Source organism: Georgenia muralis (assembly GCF_003814705.1).
Classification (GTDB): Bacteria; Actinomycetota; Actinomycetes; order Actinomycetales; family Actinomycetaceae; genus Georgenia; species Georgenia muralis.
In genome coordinates this window covers 1,228,824-1,246,922 of sequence record NZ_RKRA01000001.1, presented here as the reverse complement: position 1 = coordinate 1,246,922, position 18,099 = coordinate 1,228,824, and the positions used below count along the sequence as shown (strand labels likewise).

Here is an 18,099-nt window from a genome sequence, read left to right as displayed (position 1 = left end):
GCCTCACCCTTCGGTACGGGGCGGAGTTCGTCGGCACCCTCGGGATGTCCTCGGGTTTCGTGAGTCGTCCAGTTGAGAAGCCACCGACCTTCGAGCTTTAGATCGTCGAGCGAGGCGCTCCCCACAGCCCACCCGGACGTCGCGGCCTCGGCGAGAGCGGTCCGAAGATGTTTCGTCACCTCGTCATTCTCGCGTAGACCGACCGCTCGGTTGACTCAGCCCGGCAGCACGTCGTGCCATCGGTCGAACACGAGGTCGATCTCGGTGGGGTCAACAAAGGTGTCAAACGTGGACTTGGCGCGCTCGCGGCTCACCGGATCGCGGAGAACTGCGGCGGTCCACTCGACGCTCTGTCGCACGGCGACGCCGACCTCGGGATCATCCACATACTCGGCGATGGCTCCGGCCGTCTTGCCCGGGTCAGCAACCGCCATGAGTCGCCACAGGTCGCCGAGGTCCTTGTCGCGGACCGGGCCCTTGCGCGGCTCTCGAAGCCGTTCACCGACCTTCGAGCCCTTGGCCAGGATGAGCGCGGGGATCTCGGCAACGTGGATCTCGGTCGTGAGCCGAGGATCGGCGAAGTCGGTGATCGTGACCAGTGATCGGTTGAACGCAGCGAGCTCGAGGCCGAGAGCGTTACCAACAGCGAGCTTGCCGTGGGCAGGCTGCAGTGCTGGAACGCCTCGCTTGCTCCGACTCGCCGTGCCGGAGAGTCCGTGTGGAGCGAGCAGGTCGATCTTCTCGCGGAAGGAGCGCGTGCCGTCGGGCTCGTCGTACGGCTTCCGGCCCCACAGTCCAGGGCGGGCTGTCGTGCGGTGCTCGTAACCGGCGTCCGCCAGCAGGGCCTCGATGCTGGGGAAGTCGCCGACCAGGCCGGGCGTCACTCCGAGGTCGCCATCGCCCGTGGGCATCCGCGGCACGTCGAGGTCCATCGTCCTCAGCAGAACGGCGTGCGCGCCGACCAAGGTCAACGACTCGGCATGGACTGAGAGGACGTCCATGACGTTGATGATCGCGCGACGGCTCCACTCGATCTCGGTCCGCGGTTCCTGGAAGTCCGTCATGCGACTCGCCGCCCCAGCAGGATGTCGGCCTGCTCGGCCATGCGGTCGATGCCGCCGTAGGCATCAAGGATCACCTGATCGCGCGCGGCGACAGAGATCTCGTTGATCGCCGTCCGGCCAAGCTCACTCACGCCGTCGAACGGGATCAGCGTGATCCGCATCCCGAAGGAGCCCGGCTCCTTCGGCACGAGCCCCGCCGCTGCGGCGGCGCGCGATACGTCCTCGACGTAGAGCACCGGCCAGTTCTCTCCCGCGCTGGAGCGGTACAGGTTCGCCCCGGCGTCACCCGTCAGCGCGTACTCGACCCGGGCCGCGTCGAGAGCGCCGGCAAGGTCGTACGCACTCGGTCCGGTCTTGTAGTCAACGGCGCCGGGACGGCGAGTGAGCCGGGCGGCCCGGCCGGCGCGGAACAGCAGATCCGGCTCCTTGCCCGGCACCACCCGACCTTGGTCATTGACCAGACCGATCCGAGTCCAGCGCTGTTGCCAAGCTTCGACTTCCGGCGTGACCGTGACGGCGAGCGACGAGTCGAGGGCGGACCGCGCTGCCGCAATCGCCGCAATGTCGGCGACGCCCGTGAAGCCGATCGGCTCTCCCAGGACGGTGAGGAGCTCCTGTGCAAGATCGAACGATGGGCTGACTGCGCCGGACTCGATCCGAGTGACCGTCGTCGGGGCGACGTCGACGAGCGCCGCGAGCTGACGGGCACTGAGCCCGTTCACGAGGCGCAGCGTCGAGATGCGCTCCGCAAGGTCCATGAGACTAGTCTAGGAGTGTGTTGCAGATATGCAACACAGGTCGCATGTGTAGCCGCGGAACTTCCCGAAAACACCCGTCTTCCGCGACGCACGGAACTCGGCCATTGTCGAGAAGACTCGTGAGGGTCCAGCCCAGGTCCAGCCCGGCGCCACTACGAGCGCAGAGGTGCCCGAGTGATGCACGAGAGTGATACACGAAGTTCCGGAATCGGTGTCCCAGGGCAGTCTTGGCTGAACCGGGGCGGCCCGTCGCACCCGACCTGACCTGCGCTTTCGTCAGATGCCACCAACGGCTGTTGAAGGCTCAACCTCGTGGCACCAGTGGCAGGCGGCGTAGCCGACCGAGAGCAGGATCGGCACCCCGCGCTCGCGGGCCTCGGCGAAGGCGGCGTCCCCCCACTCCTGCCAGTGGACGGGGTTGTCCTTGTGCTGGAGCAGGTAGGGGCTGGTCGCGCCCGCGAGGCGGTTGCTCATGGGTCCAGCCTCCATCAGTACGGGGGCGGCGTCGCGGCGGGGCGGTGCGGCCGCTCGCTGGTGGAGGTGCGGCGGAGGGTGACGCCGTGGGTGGGGCCAGGTGGTCAGCCGGCCGCTGCTAGGAGGTCACGCAGCAGCCCGTCGAGCTCACGACGGCGCGCGGGGGGCAGGGCGGCGAGGAGCGACCGCTGGGTCTCCAGCCCCGCCACGACCGCCTTGTCGACGACCTCCCGGCCGGCCGGGGTGAGCGTGACCAGCAGGGCGCGGCGGTCCGTGGGCGAGGGGGAGCGGGCCACGAGCCCAGCCCGCTCGAGCCGGTCCACGCGGCCGGTGATGCCGCCGGAGGTGAGCATGAGTGCCCCGGTGAGGGCCGACGGGGTCAGGGCGAACGGCTCGCCGGACCGGCGCAGCGTGGCGAGGACGTCGAAGTCGGCACGGGTGATGCCGAAGCGCCCGTACGTCGCCTCCATCGCGTCACCGGACGCGCGGGCGATCCGGTAGATGCGGCCGAAGATCCCCATCGCCTCGGTGTCGAGCTCGGGACGTTCCCGTGCCCACTGCTCGAGGATCCGGTCCACCCCGTCACCCGTCATGACGACAGTCTGGCACGGTACCTCTTGACAGTCGCTTAGTTCTAAGTATCTTAGAGCTAAGAGAAATGGTGTGGGCCGTCTTCAGTCGATGGCGAGTGCCGCAACCGTGCCGACGTCGCAAGCCGATGCCGGCGCCCGCCGGGGTGCCGGTACCGGGGACCGCGGTGCCACCTCACCACGACGAGCAGGAGTGGAGGAGGGGCATGTCGACCGTTCGCACCGTCCTCCTCACCGCACTGGCGCCGGCCGTCTGGGGGACCACCTATGCGGTCACGACCCAGTGGCTGCCCGAGGACCGACCGCTCCTGGCCGCGATGCTGCGGGCGCTGCCCGCGGGGCTCGTCCTCCTCGCCATCGGGCACCGGCTCCCGCACGGGTCGTGGTGGTGGCGAGCGGCCGTCCTCGGCACCCTCAACATCGGGGCGTTCTTCGCGCTGCTCTTCGTCGCCGCCTACCGTCTGCCCGGCGGGGTGGCGGCGACTCTCGGCGCCGTCCAGCCACTGGTGGTGGCCGGGCTCGCCGCGGCCCTGCTCGCCGAGCGGGTCCGCCTCCGCACCGCCCTGGCCGGACTCGCCGGCGTGACGGGCATCGCCCTGCTCGTGCTGCGTGCCGACGCGCGCCTGGACGGCGCGGGTCTTGCCGCCGGGCTTGCCGGCACGGTCTGCGTGGCGCTGGGCATGGTGCTCACCCGACGGTGGGGCAGGCCCGTCCCGCTGCTGACCTTCACGGGGTGGCAGCTCGCCGCGGGCGGTCTGGCCCTCGTGCCGGTGGTGCTCGCGGTCGAGGGACTCCCCGCGGGGCTCACGGCGCAGAACGTGGGCGGTTTCGCCTACCTCGGCGTGGTCGGCACGGCCGCGGCGTACGCGCTGTGGTTCCGCGGGCTCGAGCGGCTCCCGGTCGCCGCCGTGTCCTTCCTCGGCCTCCTCAGCCCGGTGGTCGCGACGGTCGTGGGCTGGGTCGCCCTGGGTGAGGCGCTCACGGCGGGCCAGCTCGCCGGGATGGTGATCGCCCTCGGCGGCCTGGCGGTGGGCGCGACGACGCCGGGTGCCCGGACACGGCCGGCGCCGTACCCGGAACCCGCCCCCGACGCCGACCCGCGCCGCGACCCGGTGGCGGTGCCGACCGCGTCGTCCGTCGTGCGCGCTGTCGGCGCAGCCCGCTGAGGGTGTGGGGGGCCGCGACGTCCCGGCCGTGCCGGCGGCTCCGGCGGTGTCGTCTCCCCAGGTCTGCACCGCGTAATGTGCTCCGGTGCGCACCGACCCCGCGATCGTCGAGCCGACCCCCGACCCCCCGGGGCTGACGGCGTGCGCGCTGTGCGCCGGGGAGACGCTCGGCCACCGTGACCCGCTCCCCGGTGGGCAGGCGGAGCGGCTGCGCCGCCTGGCCGACGACGGCGTGGCCCGGCTGACGTTCGTCGACTGCCTGGACGAGTGCGAGCGCGGCGACGTCGTGGTCGCGCGCCCGACAGCCGGCTGCCGCCGGTCGGGGGCGACCCCCGTGTGGTTCGAGCGGCTCGCCGGGGACGACGCGACCGCGGAGCTGGAGTCGTGGTTGCGCGCCGGCGGTCCCGGGCGGGCGCTGCTGCCACCGGCGCTCGAGTCACATGCCCTCGAGCGAGATGCTGACGCCGACGGCACGTCGCCCCACCCTGCCTGACACCCGGAGCGACGGACCTCCGCAGTCAGCCGGCGGCCCCAGCAGTCAGCCGGCGAGGTTGCCGATCTGGCCGCTGCTCGCGACCAGATCGGCGACCTGGTCGCGGCGCGGCCGGGTGCCGGCCGTTCGGGTGGTGCAGTCAGGTCCCGCCCGGCCCGGCGGATTGCCCCGGGACGTCGCGGCGCTCGGGCAGCGGCTCGGTGGCCGGACCCTCCAGGACCCGCCCGGCCGCGTCGAACCGGGAGCCGTGCAGTGGGCAGTCCCAGGTGCAGTCGGCGTCGTTCCACGTCACCACGCCGCCGCGGTGCGTGCACACCGCCGACACCCGGCGCGTGCGGCCCCCGACCGTGCTCGAGGCCACCCGCCGCACGCCGTCGAGCTCGACGCGGCCCTGCCCCTCCGGCGGCCGCACCGCCGAGGAGTGCACGCGTGGGCTGAACCAGTCCGCGGCGAACCGGGCTGCGACCGAGGCGTTGAGCCGGACCGCCCGGTCGACGCCGAAGATCTCGGCCCCGCGCCAGGTGCGCACGGTGTGCGCCCACGGCAGGTGCCCGCCCAGGATCGTGCCGGAGATCGCCAGTCCCGCGGCGACCCCTGTCGCCAGGCCCCACTTGTCGTAGCCGGTCGCGACGAGCACGCGGTCCGAGCCGGGCAGGAGCGGCCCGACCGAGGGCAGGAGGTCGGCCCCGCGGTAGTCCTGCGCCGACCACACGTGGGTGGGCCGGGCCCCGGGGAAGTGCTCGGCCGCCCACCGGGTGAGCTCCAGGACGTGCTCCCGGGGTGAGACGGCCCGCCCGACGGGGTGTCCCTGGCCGCCGACGACGAGCTTGCGGCCGCCGGTGACCGGCGCGGTGCGCAGCGACCGGGTCGGCTCCTCGGCGGAGATGGCCATGTCCTCGGGCAGGGGACCGGGCACGTCCAGCGCGAGGGCGTAGGACCGCAGCGGCTCCAGGCGGGCGAAGAAGCCGCCGCGGTCGAGGATCGGGGTGCCGGTGGCGAGGACCACCCGGCCCGCGGTGATCCGCACCTCCCGGGTGCCGCCGTCGCCGTCGTCGGTGGTGACCGTGACCTCGCAGGGTGACCCGCTGCTGACGCCGGTCACCCGCGAGCCCTCGAAGATCTCGCCGCCGTGGCGCTCGACGTCACGGGCGAGCGCCTCGACGACGTCCATGGTGTCGAGCTGGGCCTGGTCTTCCAGCCGGACCGACCCGTTCGTGGCGAACGGCAGGTCGGGCTCCTCCACCCACTCCACCGCCAGGCCGGCGTTGTGCGCGGCGTCGTACTCCGCGGCGGCGGCGTCGCGCCCCTCCTCGCCCCACGCGAAGGTCAGGGCGGCGCGCCGCTCGACGGGGACGTCGTGGTCCGCGCAGTAGCGCAGCAGCCACTGCTGGCCCTCCGCGTTGGCGTCGACGTAGGCCTGGATGGTGGCGGTGGAGTGCCGTCGCGCGAGGCGGGAGAGCTTCGTGCCCTGCAGGAGTGTCACCTTGCCGGTGCTGTTGCCGGTCGTGACGACGCCGAGCCGGCGCGCCTCGACCACGGCGACGTCGGCGCCCGCCCGGGCCAGGAGCAGCGCCGTCGTCAGGCCGGTGAGCCCGCCCCCGACGACGAGCACGTCCACGGTGCGGCCGGGCGGCAGCGGCGGGAACGCCGGCCGGTCCGGCCGGTCGAGCCAGAGCGAGGTGTGCCCGTCCAGGTCCATCGCGTTCCCCTCGTGGTCGCGGGGCCTGCGGGTCGCCCCGCCGCCCGCGAGGTGCTGCAGACGTCACCCACGGTAGGGCCGCCGGGGGACGTTCGCCACGCGCTCGCGCCGCCGGAGCGGCTTAGCATCGCTGCATGACCGAATCCCAGACAACACCGTCCGGTGCCGTCGTCGCCGAGGTGGACCTCTTCGCCCCGCTGACACTGGGCCGCCTCACCCTGCCCAACCGGGTCGTCATGGCCCCGCTCACCCGGCGCCGCGCCACCGCCGCGGGTGTCCCCACGGCCGCGATGGCCCGCTACTACGCCGACCGCGCCTCGACGGGCCTGATCGTGGCGGAAGGCACCTACCCGAGCGAGCGCGCGAAGACCTACCCGGGCCAGCCCGGCATCGCCACCGACGAGCAGGCCGCCGGCTGGCGCGCGGTCACCGACGCCGTGCACGAGCGGGGCGGGCGGATCGTCCTGCAGGTCATGCACGGCGGCCGGGTGGCCCACCTACCCGACGCCGCCGAGCGCGACGTCGTCGCGCCGAGCCCGATCGCCGTCGAGGGTGAGCTGCGCCTGCCCGGGCAGGCCCCGCGGCCCTTCGTCACCCCGCGGGAGCTGCGGACCGAGGAGATGCCGGAGGTGGTCGAGGAGCTCGTCGCCGCCTCCCGGCGCGCGATCGACGCCGGTTTCGACGGAGTCGAGCTGCACGGGGCGAACGGGTACCTCCTCAACCAGTTCCTCGCCCCGGGCACGAACCGGCGGACCGACGCCTACGGCGGCAGCCCGGAGAACCGGGCCCGCCTCGTCGTCGAGGTCGTGGGCGCCGTCGCCGACGCCGTCGGCGCGGACCGGACCGGCCTGCGCATCTCCCCGCGGCAGGCCCGCTCGGGCCTGGACGAGACGCACGCCCCGGAGATCCTCGAGACCTACGGCGCCCTCGTGGACCAGATCGCCGGCCTCGGACCGGCGTACCTCAGCGTCCTGAGCGACCACCCGGCCTGCGACCTCGTGCAGGAGCTGCGCAGTCGCTTCGGCGGACCGCTGCTGGTCAACAACGGCTTCGAGGTCGTCACCACCAGGGAGATCGCCGCGGCCCTGCTCGCCGACGACCTCGGCGACGCCGTCGTCGTGGGCCGGGCGGCGCTGGCCAACCCCGACCTCGTGCGGCGCTGGCGCGAGGGTCGCCCGCTCAACGTCCCCGACCAGGAAACCTTCTACGTCGGCGGCGAGCACGGCTACAACGACTACCCGTTCCTGGACTGAGCGCCGGCCTCAGCGGCCACCGGCCGCTCGGGCCGGCGGGCCGGAGCCACGGCGGGACAAGCCGAAAAGAGCATCAGGCATCGCCTGACGGAGTCTTCTGCTCGCCCGCTAGCCCGTTCGCCCGTTCGCCCGCTCGTCAGCCGGCCGACGGTGCCAGCAGCTCCTTCACATGCCCCTTCGTGGGGACGCGTCCCGAGAGGACGATCTGCTCGTCGACGACGAGGCCGGGGGTGGACATGATCCCGCAGGCGGCGATCTCGGCGTAGTCGGTGACCTTGGTGATCTGGGCGTCGATGCCGAGCTCGGTGACGGCGTCGCGGGTGACCCGCTCGAGGGTGACGCAGTTCTTGCACCCGGGGCCGAGGATCTTACGCCCCACGCCGCGCCCGGGGTGAGGACGACGGTCCCCCCGGGCGGCGGCGGGCAGGCCCGGCGGTCAGGGGACGAGCTCGGTGAGCAGCGCCCGCACCCGCGCGTCGATCTCGTCGCGGATGCGCCGGGCCTCGTCGGGTGAGGCGTCGGCCGGGTCGGCGAGCGACCAGTCCTCGTACCGCTTGCCCGGGTAGATTGGGCACGCGTCGCCGCAGCCCATCGTGATGACGACGTCGGCGGCGCGCACGACGTCGTCCGTCAGCGGTTTGGGGAACTCCCGGGCGAGGTCGACCCCGAGCTCGTCCATCACCTCGGTGACGGCCGGGTGGATCCGCTCGGCCGGTGCCGAGCCCGCGGAGCGCACGTGCACCCGGCCCTGCGCGTGGTGGTGCAGCAGGGCGGCGGCCATCTGCGAGCGCCCGGCGTTCTGCACGCACACGAACAGCACCTCGGGCAGGTCGTGCGGCACGCGGCCCTTCGACTGCGCCAGGGCGGTGAGCCGGTCGCCCGCGAAGCGGCTGGTCAGGGCCGGCAGGTGCGCGGTCACCTTGGCCGAGCGGCCCAGGGCCGCGTAGGACTCGAAGACGTACCGCTCGACGGTCTCGGCCGCGAACACCCCGGCGAACCGGGCGGCGAGCTCGTCGGCGATGGTGTGGAGGACGTGGTCGGGGCTCAGCAGCCCGGGCATCGGAGTCGGCGAGGTCACGACGCGCCGGCTCAGGCCTGGTCGGCGGTCGCCGGGAGGAGCTCGGCGAGGAGCTGCTCGATGCGTCCGCGGATCTCGTCACGCACCTCGCGGACCTTCTCGATGCCCTGGCCCGCCGGGTCCTCGAGGACCCAGTCCTCGTAGCGGACCCCGGGGAAGTACGGGCAGACGTCCCCGCAGCCCATGGTGATGACGACGTCGGAGACCTCGACGGCCTCCGGGGTGAGGACCTTGGGCCGCTCCGCGGTGATGTCGATGCCCACCTCGCGCATGGCCTCGACCGCGACCGGGTTGATCTGGTCGGCGGGCATGGAGCCGGCGGAGCGGACCTCCACCTGCCCGCCGGAGAGCTCACGCATGAAGCCGGCGGCCATCTGGGAACGGCCGGCGTTGTGGACGCAGACGAACATGGCGCTGGGACGGTCGGACATGGTTGCTCCTCCTGGGGTGCTGGTGTCGCTCGGGGTCGGACGTCGGGTGGGGTGGTGCTGGTCAGGCGAACAGGCGGGCGAGGTCGTCCACGCGGCGACCGATCTCCTCGAGCGCGTCGTCGAACGCCGCGGTGGTGCCGGCGGGGACGGGGTCGGGCACGGACCAGTGGATGTCCGCGCCGAGGTCGAGCTCCTCGTGGGCGCGGTCGCAGACGGTGACGACGAGGTCCTCCCGGCCGCGCACCTCGCTCACGTGGCGGGGCCGGACCCGGGGGAGGGGGAGGTGGTGGCGGGTCGCGGCCGCGACCGCCCCGGGGTTGATCCGCTCGGCCGGGTGCGTGCCGGCGGACGCCGCCGGGATCTCGCTCGCCCGGCGCCACAGGGCGGCAGCGAGGTGGGAGCGCGCGGAGTTGGCCGTGCAGACGAAGAGCACGCGCGGGGCCGGCCGCAGGGCGGGCGGCCCGAGGGTGTCGAGCGCGCCGCGCACGAGCCGCAGGTAGGTGCGGCGCCCGTCGCCCTCCGACCGGCGCCGGTCGACGACACCCTCACGCTCGAGCACCCGAAGGTGGTGGGCGAGGAGGTTCGAGGGCATCTCGAGCAGGCGCGCCAGCTCCGACGGCGAGGCGTCGCCGAGGGTGAGGGTGTCGACGATCCGCAACCGGGCGGGGTCCGACAGGGCGCCGTGCAGCGCAGCACGCCGGACCAGGCTCACACCATCTCGCTCAGCGCTCATTGCCTCAATCTTCACTGAGTCATCTCTGGGCGTCAAGTGACGGTCCTCGGGCGCCCTGGGCGCCGGGCGGACAATGAGCGCATGAGCGAACGACGCTGGGAACACGTCGCCCGGTCGGTGGGCCTCATCGGCCCCGACGGGTCGGTCGCCGCGACGGTGTTCGCCGAGATGTCGGCGCTCGCGGTGCGGACCGGAGCCGCGAACCTCGGCCAGGGCTTCCCGGACGCCGACGGTCCCGACCACGTCAAGGCGGCGGCCGTCGCGGCGATCGAGCGGGGGGACAACCAGTACCCGCCCGGACCAGGGATCCAGCCGCTGCGGCGCGCCGTGGCCGACCACCAGCGCGCGCACTACGGGCTGGACGTGGACCCGGAGACCGTCCTCGTCACCGCCGGGGCGACCGAGGCCATCGCCGCGACGGTGCTGGCGCTGACCGGTCCGGGGGACGAGGTGGTGACCCTCGAGCCGTACTACGACTCCTACGCCGCGACGATCGCCATGAGCGGCGCCTCGCACCGGACGATCCCGCTCCGCCCGGGCCCGGACGGGTTCCGCCTCCACCCCGGCGACGTCGACGCCGCGTTCTCGCCCCGCACCCGCCTCGTCCTCGTCAACACCCCGCACAACCCCACCGGGACGGTCCTCACCCGGGCCGAGCTCGAACTGCTCGGGCGGGCCGCCGTGGCCCACGACGCCGTCGTCGTCACCGACGAGGTGTACGAGCACCTCACGTTCGACGGCGCCGAGCACGTGCCCATGGCGACCCTCCCCGGGCTGGCCGAGCGCACGCTCACGATCTCCTCGGCCGGCAAGACGCTGTCCCTGACGGGGTGGAAGGTGGGCTGGCTGCACGGTCCCGCGGAGCTGGTCGCCGCGGTGCGGACGGTCAAGCAGTTCCTTACCTACGTCGCCTCGGGCCCGTTCCAGCACGCCGTGGCCGACGCGCTGCCGGACCCGCGCACCGCGGCCTACGTCGCCGGCCTGGCGCGGTCCCTCCAGGACCGCCGCGACCTGCTCTGCGAGGCCCTCAGCTCCGCCGGCCTGGTGCCGGTCGTGCCGCAGGGGACGTACTTCGTGCTCGCCGACGCCGCGCCCCTGGGACGCCCCGACGCCGTCGCCCTGTGCCGCGACCTGCCGGCGCTCGCGGGCGTGGTCGCCATCCCGGTCAGCGCGTTCTGCGTCGCCGGCGGGGAGACGGCGCAGGCGCTGCGCTCGTACCTCCGGTTCACCTTCGTCAAGTCGCCGGCGGTGCTCGAGGCCGCCGCGGCCGGTCTGGCGCGGCTACCCCGGGGGTGAGGCGGGCGAGCCGGCTCGACGAAGGGCCGCGTGGAGCCCCGCGAAGGTCAGGACGCCGAGGGCGGTGCCGTCGGCCCGGTGCACCGGCACCGTCCCGTCGGGGCTGGCCGCCAGGGCGGAGAAGGCGGCGTCCAGGCTCTGCCCGACACGCAGCGGCTCCCGGGAGGCGCCGTCGGCCCGGGTGGCGTCCGCACGGGCGGTGACCGGTGCGCCGTCGACGTCGCCGGCCTCGAGGTGGGCCACGGACATGAGCCGCACGGCCCGGGAGTCGCCGATGAAACCCTCGACGAACGGCGACGCGGGACGGGTGAGGACGGTGACGGGGTCGGCGACCTGCTCGAGCCGGCCGCCCTGGCTGAAGACGGCGACCCGGTCCCCGAGCAGGACCGCCTCGTCGATGTCGTGGGTCACCAGCAGCACCGTCGTGCCGAGCTCGTCGTGGATGCGCCGGAACTCCTGCTGCAGCCCGCGCCGGCCCTCGGGGTCGACCGCGCCGAAGGGCTCGTCCATGAGCATGACGCGCGGGTCGGTCGCCAGGGCCCGGGCGACGCCCACGCGCTGACGCTGGCCGCCGGAGAGCTCGTGGGGGTAGCGGGGCCCGTGCAGGGCGGGGTCCAGGCGCACGAGCGTGAGCAGCTCGTCGACGCGCTCGCGCGTGCGGCGCCGGTCCCACCCGAGCAGTCCGGGGACGGTGGCGACGTTCTGCGCCACCGTGCGGTGGGGGAAGAGCCCCACGTTCTGGATGACGTACCCGATGCCGCGGCGCAGCCGGACGGGGTCGGTGGCCGCGACGTCGTCGCCGTCGAGGAGGACCCGGCCGCTGGTGGGCTCCACCAGGCGGTTGACCATCCGCAGGAGCGTGGACTTGCCCGACCCGGAGGGCCCGACGAGGGTGAGGAGCTCGTGCTCGGCGACGTCGAGGTCCAGCTCGGCCACCGCGACGGTGCCGTCGGGGTAGGTCTTGCCCACGCCGTCGAAGCGGATGAGCGCCTGGCTGGGTGCGGTGGCCACGGCCCGACGCTACCGGCGCGGGCCCGCGGTCACGACCCGACGGGCGCGGGCGTCGACGGCCGCGGCACGGCCCGGCGCCGCGTGACGTCGTGCCGTCGTCGTCGGGAGCGGTTACGGTCGGGCGTGTGATCCTGCCCGCGTCGGTCGCCGTGGAGAACCCCTGGCTCTCCTGGGGCTACGTCGAGAGCAACTGGGACGACCTCGCCCGGCTCACCGGGCAGCACGTCAGCCTCACCGTCCAGGCCGTGCTCATCGCCCTGGCGATCGCCCTGCCTCTCGCGCTGCTCGCCCGGGCGCGCCCGGCGGTCGCCGGGGCCCTGCTCGGCACCTCCGCCGTCCTTTACACGGTGCCCTCGCTCGCGCTGTTCGGTCTCCTCGCGCCGTTCACCGGGATCGGCCGCACCACGGTCCTCATCGGCCTGGTCGCCTACGCGATGCTCGTGCTCGTGCGCAACATCCTCGTGGGCCTCCAGGGCGTGCCGCACGACGTCGTCGACGCCGCCCGGGGCATGGGCTACTCCGGTGGCCGGCGGCTTCTCGCCGTCGAGCTGCCCCTCGCGCTGCCCGCGATCATCACCGGCGTCCGCCTCGCCACGGTGACGACGGTGGCGCTGGTCACCGTCGGCGTCGTCGTCGGGTACGGGGGTCTGGGGCAGCTGATGTTCCGCGGGTTCAGCTCCTCCTACCGCGCGGAGATCATGACGGCGACGCTGCTGTGCCTGGCGATCGCCCTCGTCGCGGACGTGGTCCTCCTCGCCCTCGGCCGGGCCCTGGCGCCCTGGTCCCGGCGGCGGGTCGCATGAGCGGCGCCTCGGCGCTGGGCGACGCCGTCCGGTACCTCAACGACCCGCTGAGCTGGACCCAGCGCGGAGGCATCCTCGACCTCCTCGGCGACCACCTGTGGATGACCCTGGTGGCCGTGGCGCTCGCCGCCGTAATCGCACTGCCCCTCGGGGTCCTGCTCGCGCGGCTGCGCCGCGGCTCCGCCGTCGTGGTCACCGCGGCGAACCTCACCCGCGCCCTGCCGACCCTGGCACTGCTTTACATCTTCACCGCGGCGATCGGGTTCGGTCAGCGGCCCACGATCCTCGCCGTCGCGATCTTCGCCGTCCCGCCCATCCTGTCGAACACCTTCACCGGCCTGCAGGAGGTCGACCCCGCCGCCCGCGACGCCGGCCGCGGCATGGGGATGTCCCGCGGACGGCTCCTCACCTCGGTCGAGCTCCCGCTGGCGCTCCCGCTGATCGGTGCCGGCCTGCGTACCGCCGTCGTGCAGGTCATCGCCACGGTCTCCCTCGCCTCGCTCGTCGGTGGCGGGGGCCTGGGGCTCATCATCTCCAACGGCATCTTCACCCAGCGGTTCGGCCAGGCGATGGCCGGGGCGCTGCTGGTCGTCGTGCTCGCCCTGGGCGTGGAGGCGCTGCTCGCGGTGGGCCAGCGGATACTCACGCCGGCGCCCATGCGCGTCGCCGGGCGACGGCGCGGAGCCAGGAGGAGCGGCGCCCGGGCCGGCGGGTAGGACGCACCTGCCCGCCCGGCGGGGGCCGGTGGGGGACGCGCGCACCAGGTCCGGGGAGCGCGACGCCGGCCCGCGCTCGCCGCACGCGAGGAACCCGCAGGTCACGATCTCGTCTCGCTCACCGACGAGCGGTTGCGGGCGCCCGCACGGCGGGATGCAATGTCCCACGACATCCCCTTCGATCCTGCGAGGTCATCGTGCGCCACCCGAGAACCCTCAGCGCCCTGGGCGCCGCGCTCGTGCTCACCCTCGCCGCGTGCGGCGACCCCGGCTCCGCGGACGGCGGGACGGCTGACGGTGGGCCGGCCGCGACGACCGCCCCGGCGGACGGCGGTACCTCCGCCGCGGCCGCGGCGTGCGAGCCGATCGCCGGCGACCAGCTCGTGGTCCTCGAGGACGACCAGGACCTGCAGACCGTCGACAACGTCATCCCGGCCGTGCACGCCCCCGACGCCCAGCCGGCGATGATCGCCGCGCTCGACGCCGTCTCGGCGAGCCTTGACACCGAGGCGCTCATCGAGCTCAACCGGCAGGTCGACGTCGAGCGCTCCACCTCCTCCGAGGCCGCCGCCGCCTATTTCGAGGAGGCCGGCATCGAGGTGGCGGACACCTCAGGCTCGGGCGACGTCGTCGTCGGGGCCGGCAACTTCTCCGAGTCCGCGACCCTCGCCGAGCTCTACGCCCTGGCACTGACCGAGGCCGGGTACACCACCGAGGTGCGCACCATCGGCAACCGCGAGACCTACGAGCCGGCCCTGGAGAGCGGGGAGCTGACCGTGGTCCCCGAGTACGTCGGCACCCTCACCGAGTTCCTCAACCTCAAGGTCAACGGCGCCGACGCCGACGCTCGGGCGAGCTCCGACCTCGAGGCCACCACCGAGGCGCTGCGCGAGCTGGGCGAGGAGGTGGGCCTCACCTTCGGCGAGCCGTCCGAGGCCGCCGACCAGAACGCCTACGCCGTCACGACCGCGTTCGCCGACGAGTACGCCGTGACCACCCTCTCCGAGCTGGCCGAGACCTGCGGCGGGGGCGTCGTGCTCGGCGGCCCGCCGGAGTGCCCGGACCGCCCGTTCTGCCAGCCGGGCCTCGAGGAGACCTACGGCCTGACGATCAGCGAGTTCGTCTCCCTCGACGCCGGCGGACCGCTGACCAAGCAGGCTCTGACCTCCGGCGAGGTCTCCCTCGGCATGGTCTTCTCCTCCGACGCGGCGCTCGCCGAGGAGTAGTCCGGCCTCCGGTGGGGCGGGGACACCTCGAGACGCGAGGCCCGCCAGGTTGCCGACCTGGTCGTGATCAGCGACCAGATCGGCGACCTCGCCGGGCCCGGTCGCGTGCGCCGTCCCTGAGCCGGACGAACGAGTACGTGCCGCGCCGCTCAAGGATGACGCCGCGCGCGTCGACGGCGAGCAGGTCTCCCCGCACGGGCACGACCACGCGGCCCTCGTCGGTGAGCTGGGCGAGCAGCTCGTCGGGTACCGCTCGTGCCTCGGCAGAGACGAGGATGCGGTCGAACGGCGCGTCGTCGGGCAGTCCGAGCCGGTCCGGGTCGGCCGGCGCGACCCGGACGTCCGGGTAGCCGGCCGCCACGAGGTTCGCCCGGGCCCATCCGACGAGGGCCGGCTCGATCTCCACCCCGACCACCGAGCCACCCGGCGCGACGAGGTGGGCCAGCAGCGCCGTGGTCCAGCCCGACCCGGCCCCGACGTCGAGGCACCGGTCGCCTGGCCTGGGGTCGAGCATCGTCAGCATGGCCTCGACCGTGCTGGGCTGGGAGCACGTCGCGCCGTGCCCGATGAGCACGGCCTGGTCCGACCCGGCGAGCCGGCGCTGCCCGCGGGGGAGGAACCCGCGCCGGTCCACGGCCCGCATCGCTGCCCGCACCCGGTCGTCCACACTCCTATCGTCCCGCCCCGTCGACGTTCCGTCTGGAGTCCACGACGGTGGACTCGGGGGTCTTCCCCGCCGGGACCCGCACGGTGTAATGGGCGGTCGAGCTGCCCCCCGACGGCGACGTGCCGCGGACCCTCCTCGCCACGGCCTTCCCGTGCTGCGGCGTCGAGCTCGCCGACGCCGCGCAGGTGCTGGACGCCAAGGTGGCATCGCTGGAGCTCTCCGGCCGAGCGTCGTCGCGCGGGTACGGTCGGTCCATGACCGTCCCCGGCCCCTCACCCGAACCGGCCCTGGCCGCGGCGCGACCCGCGGCGGCCACGACCACCGCACCGCCTGCCCACCGGCCGCCGCTCACGGCGGTCCGCTGGGGCATCGTCGGCGTCGGCGACGTGACCGAGCGCAAGTCCGGCCCGGGCCTCCAGCGGGCCGAGCGGTCCTCGCTCGTCGGGGTCATGCGGCGCGACGGGGCGAAGGCAGCCGACTACGCCCGCCGCCACGGTGTCCCACGCTGGTACGACGACGCCGACGCCCTCATCGCCGACCCCGAGGTCGACGCCGTCTACGTCGCCACGCCGCCGGACAGCCACCGCGACTACGTCCTGCGGGTCGCTGCCGCCGGCAAGCCGGTCTACGTCGAGAAGCCCATGGCGCGCACGGCCGCGGAGTGCGAGGAGATGATCGCCGCCTGCGACGACGCCGGGGTGCCGCTGTTCGTCGCGTTCTACCGCCGGGCGATGCCGCGGTTCGTCACCGTGGGACGCCTGCTCGCCGACGGCGCGATCGGGACGGTCCGCGCCGTCCGGGTGCTCGGGACCTCGCCGGGTGAGGCGTGGGAGCCGCAGCACCTGCCCTGGCGGGTGCGGCCCGAGATCTCCGGCGGTGGTCTCTTCGTCGACCTGGCCTCGCACACCCTCGACCTCCTCGACCACCTGCTCGGCCCGCTCTCTTCCGTGAGCGGCGCCGCGTCGAACCAGGCGGGCCGGCACCACGCTGAGGACACCGTCACCGCGGCGTTCACCCTGGGCGACGGCATCCAGGGCAGCGGCCTGTGGTGCTACGCCGCGGGCGAGCGGCGCGACGAGGTCGAGATCCTCGGGACGGCCGGTTCGCTGACCTTCTCCAGCTTCGGCACCGAGCCGCTGCTGGTGCGCACGGCCGACGGCGAGCGTAGCGTCGCGGCGCCGTACCCCGACGTCGTCCAGCAGCCGCTCATCCAGGCCGTCGTCGACGAGCTCACGGGTCGGGGCCGGGCACCCAGCACCGGCCGCAGCGCCCTGCGCACCGCGCGGGCCGTCGACGCGGTGCTCGCCACCTACCGTGCGGAGCGCGGTATCACGTTCTGAGCCGCGGGCCACGGGACGTCAGCCGGGGCGCCCCCATGCTCGGTGCCGGGTGCCGGGTGCCGGGTGCCGGGTGCCGGGTGCCGGGTGCCGGGTGCCGGGTGCCGGGTGCCGGGTGCCGGGGGCCGGGTGCCGGGTGCCGGGTGCCGGGGGCGGGTGGCCGGGCCGTCAGGCCGCGCCGTCCCAGACGAGCCCGTCCGTCGCCACACGCGCCCCGGCGGAGGGCTCGTGGGTCCGAACCGTGCCGTCATGCATGAGGTGCCCCACCGCCAGGCCGTGGCGCAGCGCGAGGACGTCGGCGATGACACGTCGGTGGCAGCGCCACCACAGCGTCTCCGAGCACATCAGCGCCACCCGCCGCTCGGCGGCGTCGCCGAGGACCCCCGCGAGAGCGTCGGCGAAGTCGGCCGAGCGGGTCCAGGCCGCGTACGCGCGGAAGGCCTCCACCCGCCACCACGTGTCGGGTGACGTCGCCCGCCGCGCCGCGGGGATGTGCCGCCGGCCGCCCAGCCTCGGCTCCCACCGGTAGGCCACGCCCGCGGCGTGCACCCACTCCTCCAGAGCGTCCCGGCGGACGTCGGGGTTGGCCCGGGACCCGGGGAACCGGCGCACGTCCACGACCTCGGCGACTCCGGCGTCACGGAGCAGGGCGGCCAGGGCCGTGCGGTCGAGCGTCCCGTGGCCGACGGTGAGCACGCCGGGCCGGGCCTGGCCCGCCCCGGGGAGAGCGGCGCCCGCGTCGGCCGGCGCTTCCTCCGCCCGGCTCACGGATGCGCGCGGCCGGCCGCGTCGAAGGTCACCGGCCGCTCGCGCAGGAGCAGACCGAGCCCGACCATCGCTGCCCCGAGCACGAGGTGGAGCCAGTCGTCCGCGACGTTGACCGGGACGAAGTTCGCCCCGGACTCCTTGTCGATGAGGAGCCCGTACAGCCACAGCACGAGGTAGACGGCGCCGCCGGCGAGGAGGTACGTCCGTGCGCCGCGCGCGGACCTGGCCATGAGGAGGCCCACGACACCGAAGAGCAGGTGCACGATGTTGTGCAGCCACGAGACCTGGAAGATCCCCAGGAGCATGGCGCCGGACTCGTGCCCGGCGAAGGCCATCTCGTCATAGCTGCTCGTCACGCCGGGGATCATGCCGAGGATCCCGACGACCAGGAAGGCCGCGCCGACGACGGCGGCCGCGATCTGGACGAGCGCGCGGGGTCGCTCGGGATGGTGCCGGGCGAGGGTGGGATCGGTGGCCATGTCTCCTCCGGAAGGCGGACGGGGCCGCACCGGTGCGGTGCGACCCCTCGACGCGCC

The 18,099-nt window shown here is 74.2% G+C and carries 20 protein-coding genes and 1 pseudogene; 8 read left to right on the top strand and 13 right to left on the bottom strand.

Annotation, left to right across the window (positions count from 1 at the left end; all coding sequences use genetic code 11):
* Positions 1-215 precede the first annotated feature (215 nt).
* From EDD32_RS05495 to EDD32_RS05480, 4 genes and pseudogenes are all read right to left on the bottom strand, one after another.
* Positions 216-1,064 (bottom strand): hypothetical protein, encoded by an 849-nt coding sequence (locus EDD32_RS05495; RefSeq protein WP_123915567.1) that lies wholly within the window; start codon positions 1,062-1,064, stop codon positions 216-218.
* A complete protein-coding gene (locus EDD32_RS05490; protein ID WP_123915565.1) occupies positions 1,061-1,822 on the bottom strand; it encodes a helix-turn-helix transcriptional regulator in 762 nt (253 codons plus the stop codon). Before EDD32_RS05490 ends, EDD32_RS05495 begins: the two co-directional genes overlap by 4 nt.
* Positions 1,823-2,134: 312 nt before the next feature.
* Positions 2,135-2,296 (bottom strand): annotated as a pseudogene (locus tag EDD32_RS05485) (DUF255 domain-containing protein); the annotation flags it as partial.
* A gap of 104 nt (positions 2,297-2,400) precedes the next feature.
* Complete coding sequence (locus EDD32_RS05480) at positions 2,401-2,889, bottom strand: MarR family winged helix-turn-helix transcriptional regulator (RefSeq protein ID WP_123915562.1); 489 nt, start codon at positions 2,887-2,889, stop codon at positions 2,401-2,403.
* A gap of 203 nt (positions 2,890-3,092) precedes the next feature.
* Here EDD32_RS05480 and EDD32_RS05475 point away from each other — a divergent pair, with 203 nt between their 5' ends.
* Complete coding sequence (locus EDD32_RS05475) at positions 3,093-4,052, top strand: EamA family transporter (RefSeq protein ID WP_123915559.1); 960 nt, start codon at positions 3,093-3,095, stop codon at positions 4,050-4,052.
* An 85-nt stretch (positions 4,053-4,137) separates the two neighbouring features.
* Positions 4,138-4,545, top strand: a complete 408-nt coding sequence (locus EDD32_RS05470) for a hypothetical protein (RefSeq protein WP_246005989.1) — start codon at positions 4,138-4,140, stop codon at positions 4,543-4,545.
* Between the two features lie 139 nt (positions 4,546-4,684).
* On the opposite strand, the gene EDD32_RS05465 is transcribed toward EDD32_RS05470, so the two are convergent.
* Positions 4,685-6,244, bottom strand: a complete 1,560-nt coding sequence (locus EDD32_RS05465) for an FAD-dependent oxidoreductase (protein WP_123915556.1) — start codon at positions 6,242-6,244, stop codon at positions 4,685-4,687.
* Between the two features lie 134 nt (positions 6,245-6,378).
* On the opposite strand from EDD32_RS05465, the gene EDD32_RS05460 reads away from it, so the two are divergent.
* The gene (locus EDD32_RS05460; RefSeq protein ID WP_123915554.1) at positions 6,379-7,497 is read left to right on the top strand and encodes an alkene reductase; all 1,119 of its coding nucleotides are present in this window, start codon (positions 6,379-6,381) and stop codon (positions 7,495-7,497) included.
* A 136-nt stretch (positions 7,498-7,633) separates the two neighbouring features.
* On the opposite strand, the gene EDD32_RS05455 is transcribed toward EDD32_RS05460, so the two are convergent.
* From EDD32_RS05455 to EDD32_RS05440, 4 genes are all read right to left on the bottom strand, one after another.
* Complete coding sequence (locus EDD32_RS05455) at positions 7,634-7,876, bottom strand: thioredoxin family protein (protein ID WP_123915551.1); 243 nt, start codon at positions 7,874-7,876, stop codon at positions 7,634-7,636.
* 57 nt (positions 7,877-7,933) lie between these two features.
* The gene (locus tag EDD32_RS05450; protein ID WP_123915548.1) at positions 7,934-8,557 is read right to left on the bottom strand and encodes an arsenate reductase ArsC; all 624 of its coding nucleotides are present in this window, start codon (positions 8,555-8,557) and stop codon (positions 7,934-7,936) included.
* 29 nt (positions 8,558-8,586) lie between these two features.
* A complete protein-coding gene (locus EDD32_RS05445) occupies positions 8,587-9,006 on the bottom strand; it encodes an arsenate reductase ArsC (protein WP_123915545.1) in 420 nt (139 codons plus the stop codon).
* A gap of 61 nt (positions 9,007-9,067) precedes the next feature.
* Positions 9,068-9,739, bottom strand: coding sequence for an arsenate reductase/protein-tyrosine-phosphatase family protein (locus EDD32_RS05440; RefSeq protein WP_123915542.1), 672 nt, complete (start codon positions 9,737-9,739; stop codon positions 9,068-9,070).
* 81 nt (positions 9,740-9,820) lie between these two features.
* On the opposite strand from EDD32_RS05440, the gene EDD32_RS05435 reads away from it, so the two are divergent.
* Positions 9,821-11,035: an aminotransferase class I/II-fold pyridoxal phosphate-dependent enzyme gene (locus tag EDD32_RS05435; protein ID WP_123915539.1), complete on the top strand. Its 1,215-nt coding sequence runs from the start codon at positions 9,821-9,823 to the stop codon at positions 11,033-11,035.
* Here the strand turns inward: EDD32_RS05435 and EDD32_RS05430 are convergent.
* The gene (locus EDD32_RS05430) at positions 11,021-12,046 is read right to left on the bottom strand and encodes an ABC transporter ATP-binding protein (protein WP_123915536.1); all 1,026 of its coding nucleotides are present in this window, start codon (positions 12,044-12,046) and stop codon (positions 11,021-11,023) included. The two genes, EDD32_RS05435 and EDD32_RS05430, sit on opposite strands and share 15 nt — an antisense overlap.
* 125 nt (positions 12,047-12,171) lie before the next feature.
* Here EDD32_RS05430 and EDD32_RS05425 point away from each other — a divergent pair, with 125 nt between their 5' ends.
* From EDD32_RS05425 to EDD32_RS05415, 3 genes are all read left to right on the top strand, one after another.
* Positions 12,172-12,849, top strand: coding sequence for an ABC transporter permease (locus EDD32_RS05425; protein ID WP_123915533.1), 678 nt, complete (start codon positions 12,172-12,174; stop codon positions 12,847-12,849).
* Positions 12,846-13,565 (top strand): ABC transporter permease, encoded by a 720-nt coding sequence (locus tag EDD32_RS05420; protein ID WP_123915529.1) that lies wholly within the window; start codon positions 12,846-12,848, stop codon positions 13,563-13,565. The genes EDD32_RS05425 and EDD32_RS05420 overlap by 4 nt, the downstream gene beginning before the upstream one ends.
* A 197-nt stretch (positions 13,566-13,762) precedes the next feature.
* Positions 13,763-14,791 (top strand): glycine betaine ABC transporter substrate-binding protein, encoded by a 1,029-nt coding sequence (locus EDD32_RS05415; protein WP_123915526.1) that lies wholly within the window; start codon positions 13,763-13,765, stop codon positions 14,789-14,791.
* Between the two features lie 67 nt (positions 14,792-14,858).
* Here the strand turns inward: EDD32_RS05415 and EDD32_RS05410 are convergent, their stop codons facing one another.
* Complete coding sequence (locus tag EDD32_RS05410; RefSeq protein ID WP_246005988.1) at positions 14,859-15,458, bottom strand: protein-L-isoaspartate O-methyltransferase family protein; 600 nt, start codon at positions 15,456-15,458, stop codon at positions 14,859-14,861.
* 119 nt (positions 15,459-15,577) lie between these two features.
* Between EDD32_RS05410 and EDD32_RS05405 the strand changes: the two genes are divergently transcribed.
* Positions 15,578-16,798: a Gfo/Idh/MocA family protein gene (locus tag EDD32_RS05405; protein WP_246005987.1), complete on the top strand. Its 1,221-nt coding sequence runs from the start codon at positions 15,578-15,580 to the stop codon at positions 16,796-16,798.
* Between the two features lie 165 nt (positions 16,799-16,963).
* Here the strand turns inward: EDD32_RS05405 and EDD32_RS05400 are convergent, their stop codons facing one another.
* On the bottom strand, positions 16,964-17,491 hold the full coding sequence (locus EDD32_RS05400; protein ID WP_123920206.1) for a DUF488 domain-containing protein: 528 nt from the start codon (positions 17,489-17,491) through the stop codon (positions 16,964-16,966).
* A gap of 68 nt (positions 17,492-17,559) precedes the next feature.
* The gene (locus tag EDD32_RS05395; protein ID WP_123915517.1) at positions 17,560-18,042 is read right to left on the bottom strand and encodes a DUF4383 domain-containing protein; all 483 of its coding nucleotides are present in this window, start codon (positions 18,040-18,042) and stop codon (positions 17,560-17,562) included.
* Positions 18,043-18,099 lie beyond the last annotated feature (57 nt).

Excerpts from the sequence above, each read along its gene's own strand:
- EDD32_RS05495 (WP_123915567.1), bottom strand. The coding sequence starts at position 1,064 with ATGACGGACTTCCAGGAACCGCGGACCGAGATCGAGTGGAGCCGTCGC.
- EDD32_RS05490 (WP_123915565.1), bottom strand. The coding sequence starts at position 1,822 with ATGGACCTTGCGGAGCGCATCTCGACGCTGCGCCTCGTGAACGGGCTC.
- EDD32_RS05480 (WP_123915562.1), bottom strand. The coding sequence starts at position 2,889 with ATGACGGGTGACGGGGTGGACCGGATCCTCGAGCAGTGGGCACGGGAA.
- EDD32_RS05475 (WP_123915559.1), top strand. The coding sequence starts at position 3,093 with ATGTCGACCGTTCGCACCGTCCTCCTCACCGCACTGGCGCCGGCCGTC.
- EDD32_RS05465 (WP_123915556.1), bottom strand. The coding sequence starts at position 6,244 with ATGGACCTGGACGGGCACACCTCGCTCTGGCTCGACCGGCCGGACCGG.
- EDD32_RS05460 (WP_123915554.1), top strand. The coding sequence starts at position 6,379 with ATGACCGAATCCCAGACAACACCGTCCGGTGCCGTCGTCGCCGAGGTG.
- EDD32_RS05450 (WP_123915548.1), bottom strand. The coding sequence starts at position 8,557 with ATGCCCGGGCTGCTGAGCCCCGACCACGTCCTCCACACCATCGCCGAC.
- EDD32_RS05445 (WP_123915545.1), bottom strand. The coding sequence starts at position 9,006 with ATGTCCGACCGTCCCAGCGCCATGTTCGTCTGCGTCCACAACGCCGGC.
- EDD32_RS05440 (WP_123915542.1), bottom strand. The coding sequence starts at position 9,739 with ATGAGCGCTGAGCGAGATGGTGTGAGCCTGGTCCGGCGTGCTGCGCTG.
- EDD32_RS05435 (WP_123915539.1), top strand. The coding sequence starts at position 9,821 with ATGAGCGAACGACGCTGGGAACACGTCGCCCGGTCGGTGGGCCTCATC.
- EDD32_RS05420 (WP_123915529.1), top strand. The coding sequence starts at position 12,846 with ATGAGCGGCGCCTCGGCGCTGGGCGACGCCGTCCGGTACCTCAACGAC.
- EDD32_RS05395 (WP_123915517.1), bottom strand. The coding sequence starts at position 18,042 with ATGGCCACCGATCCCACCCTCGCCCGGCACCATCCCGAGCGACCCCGC.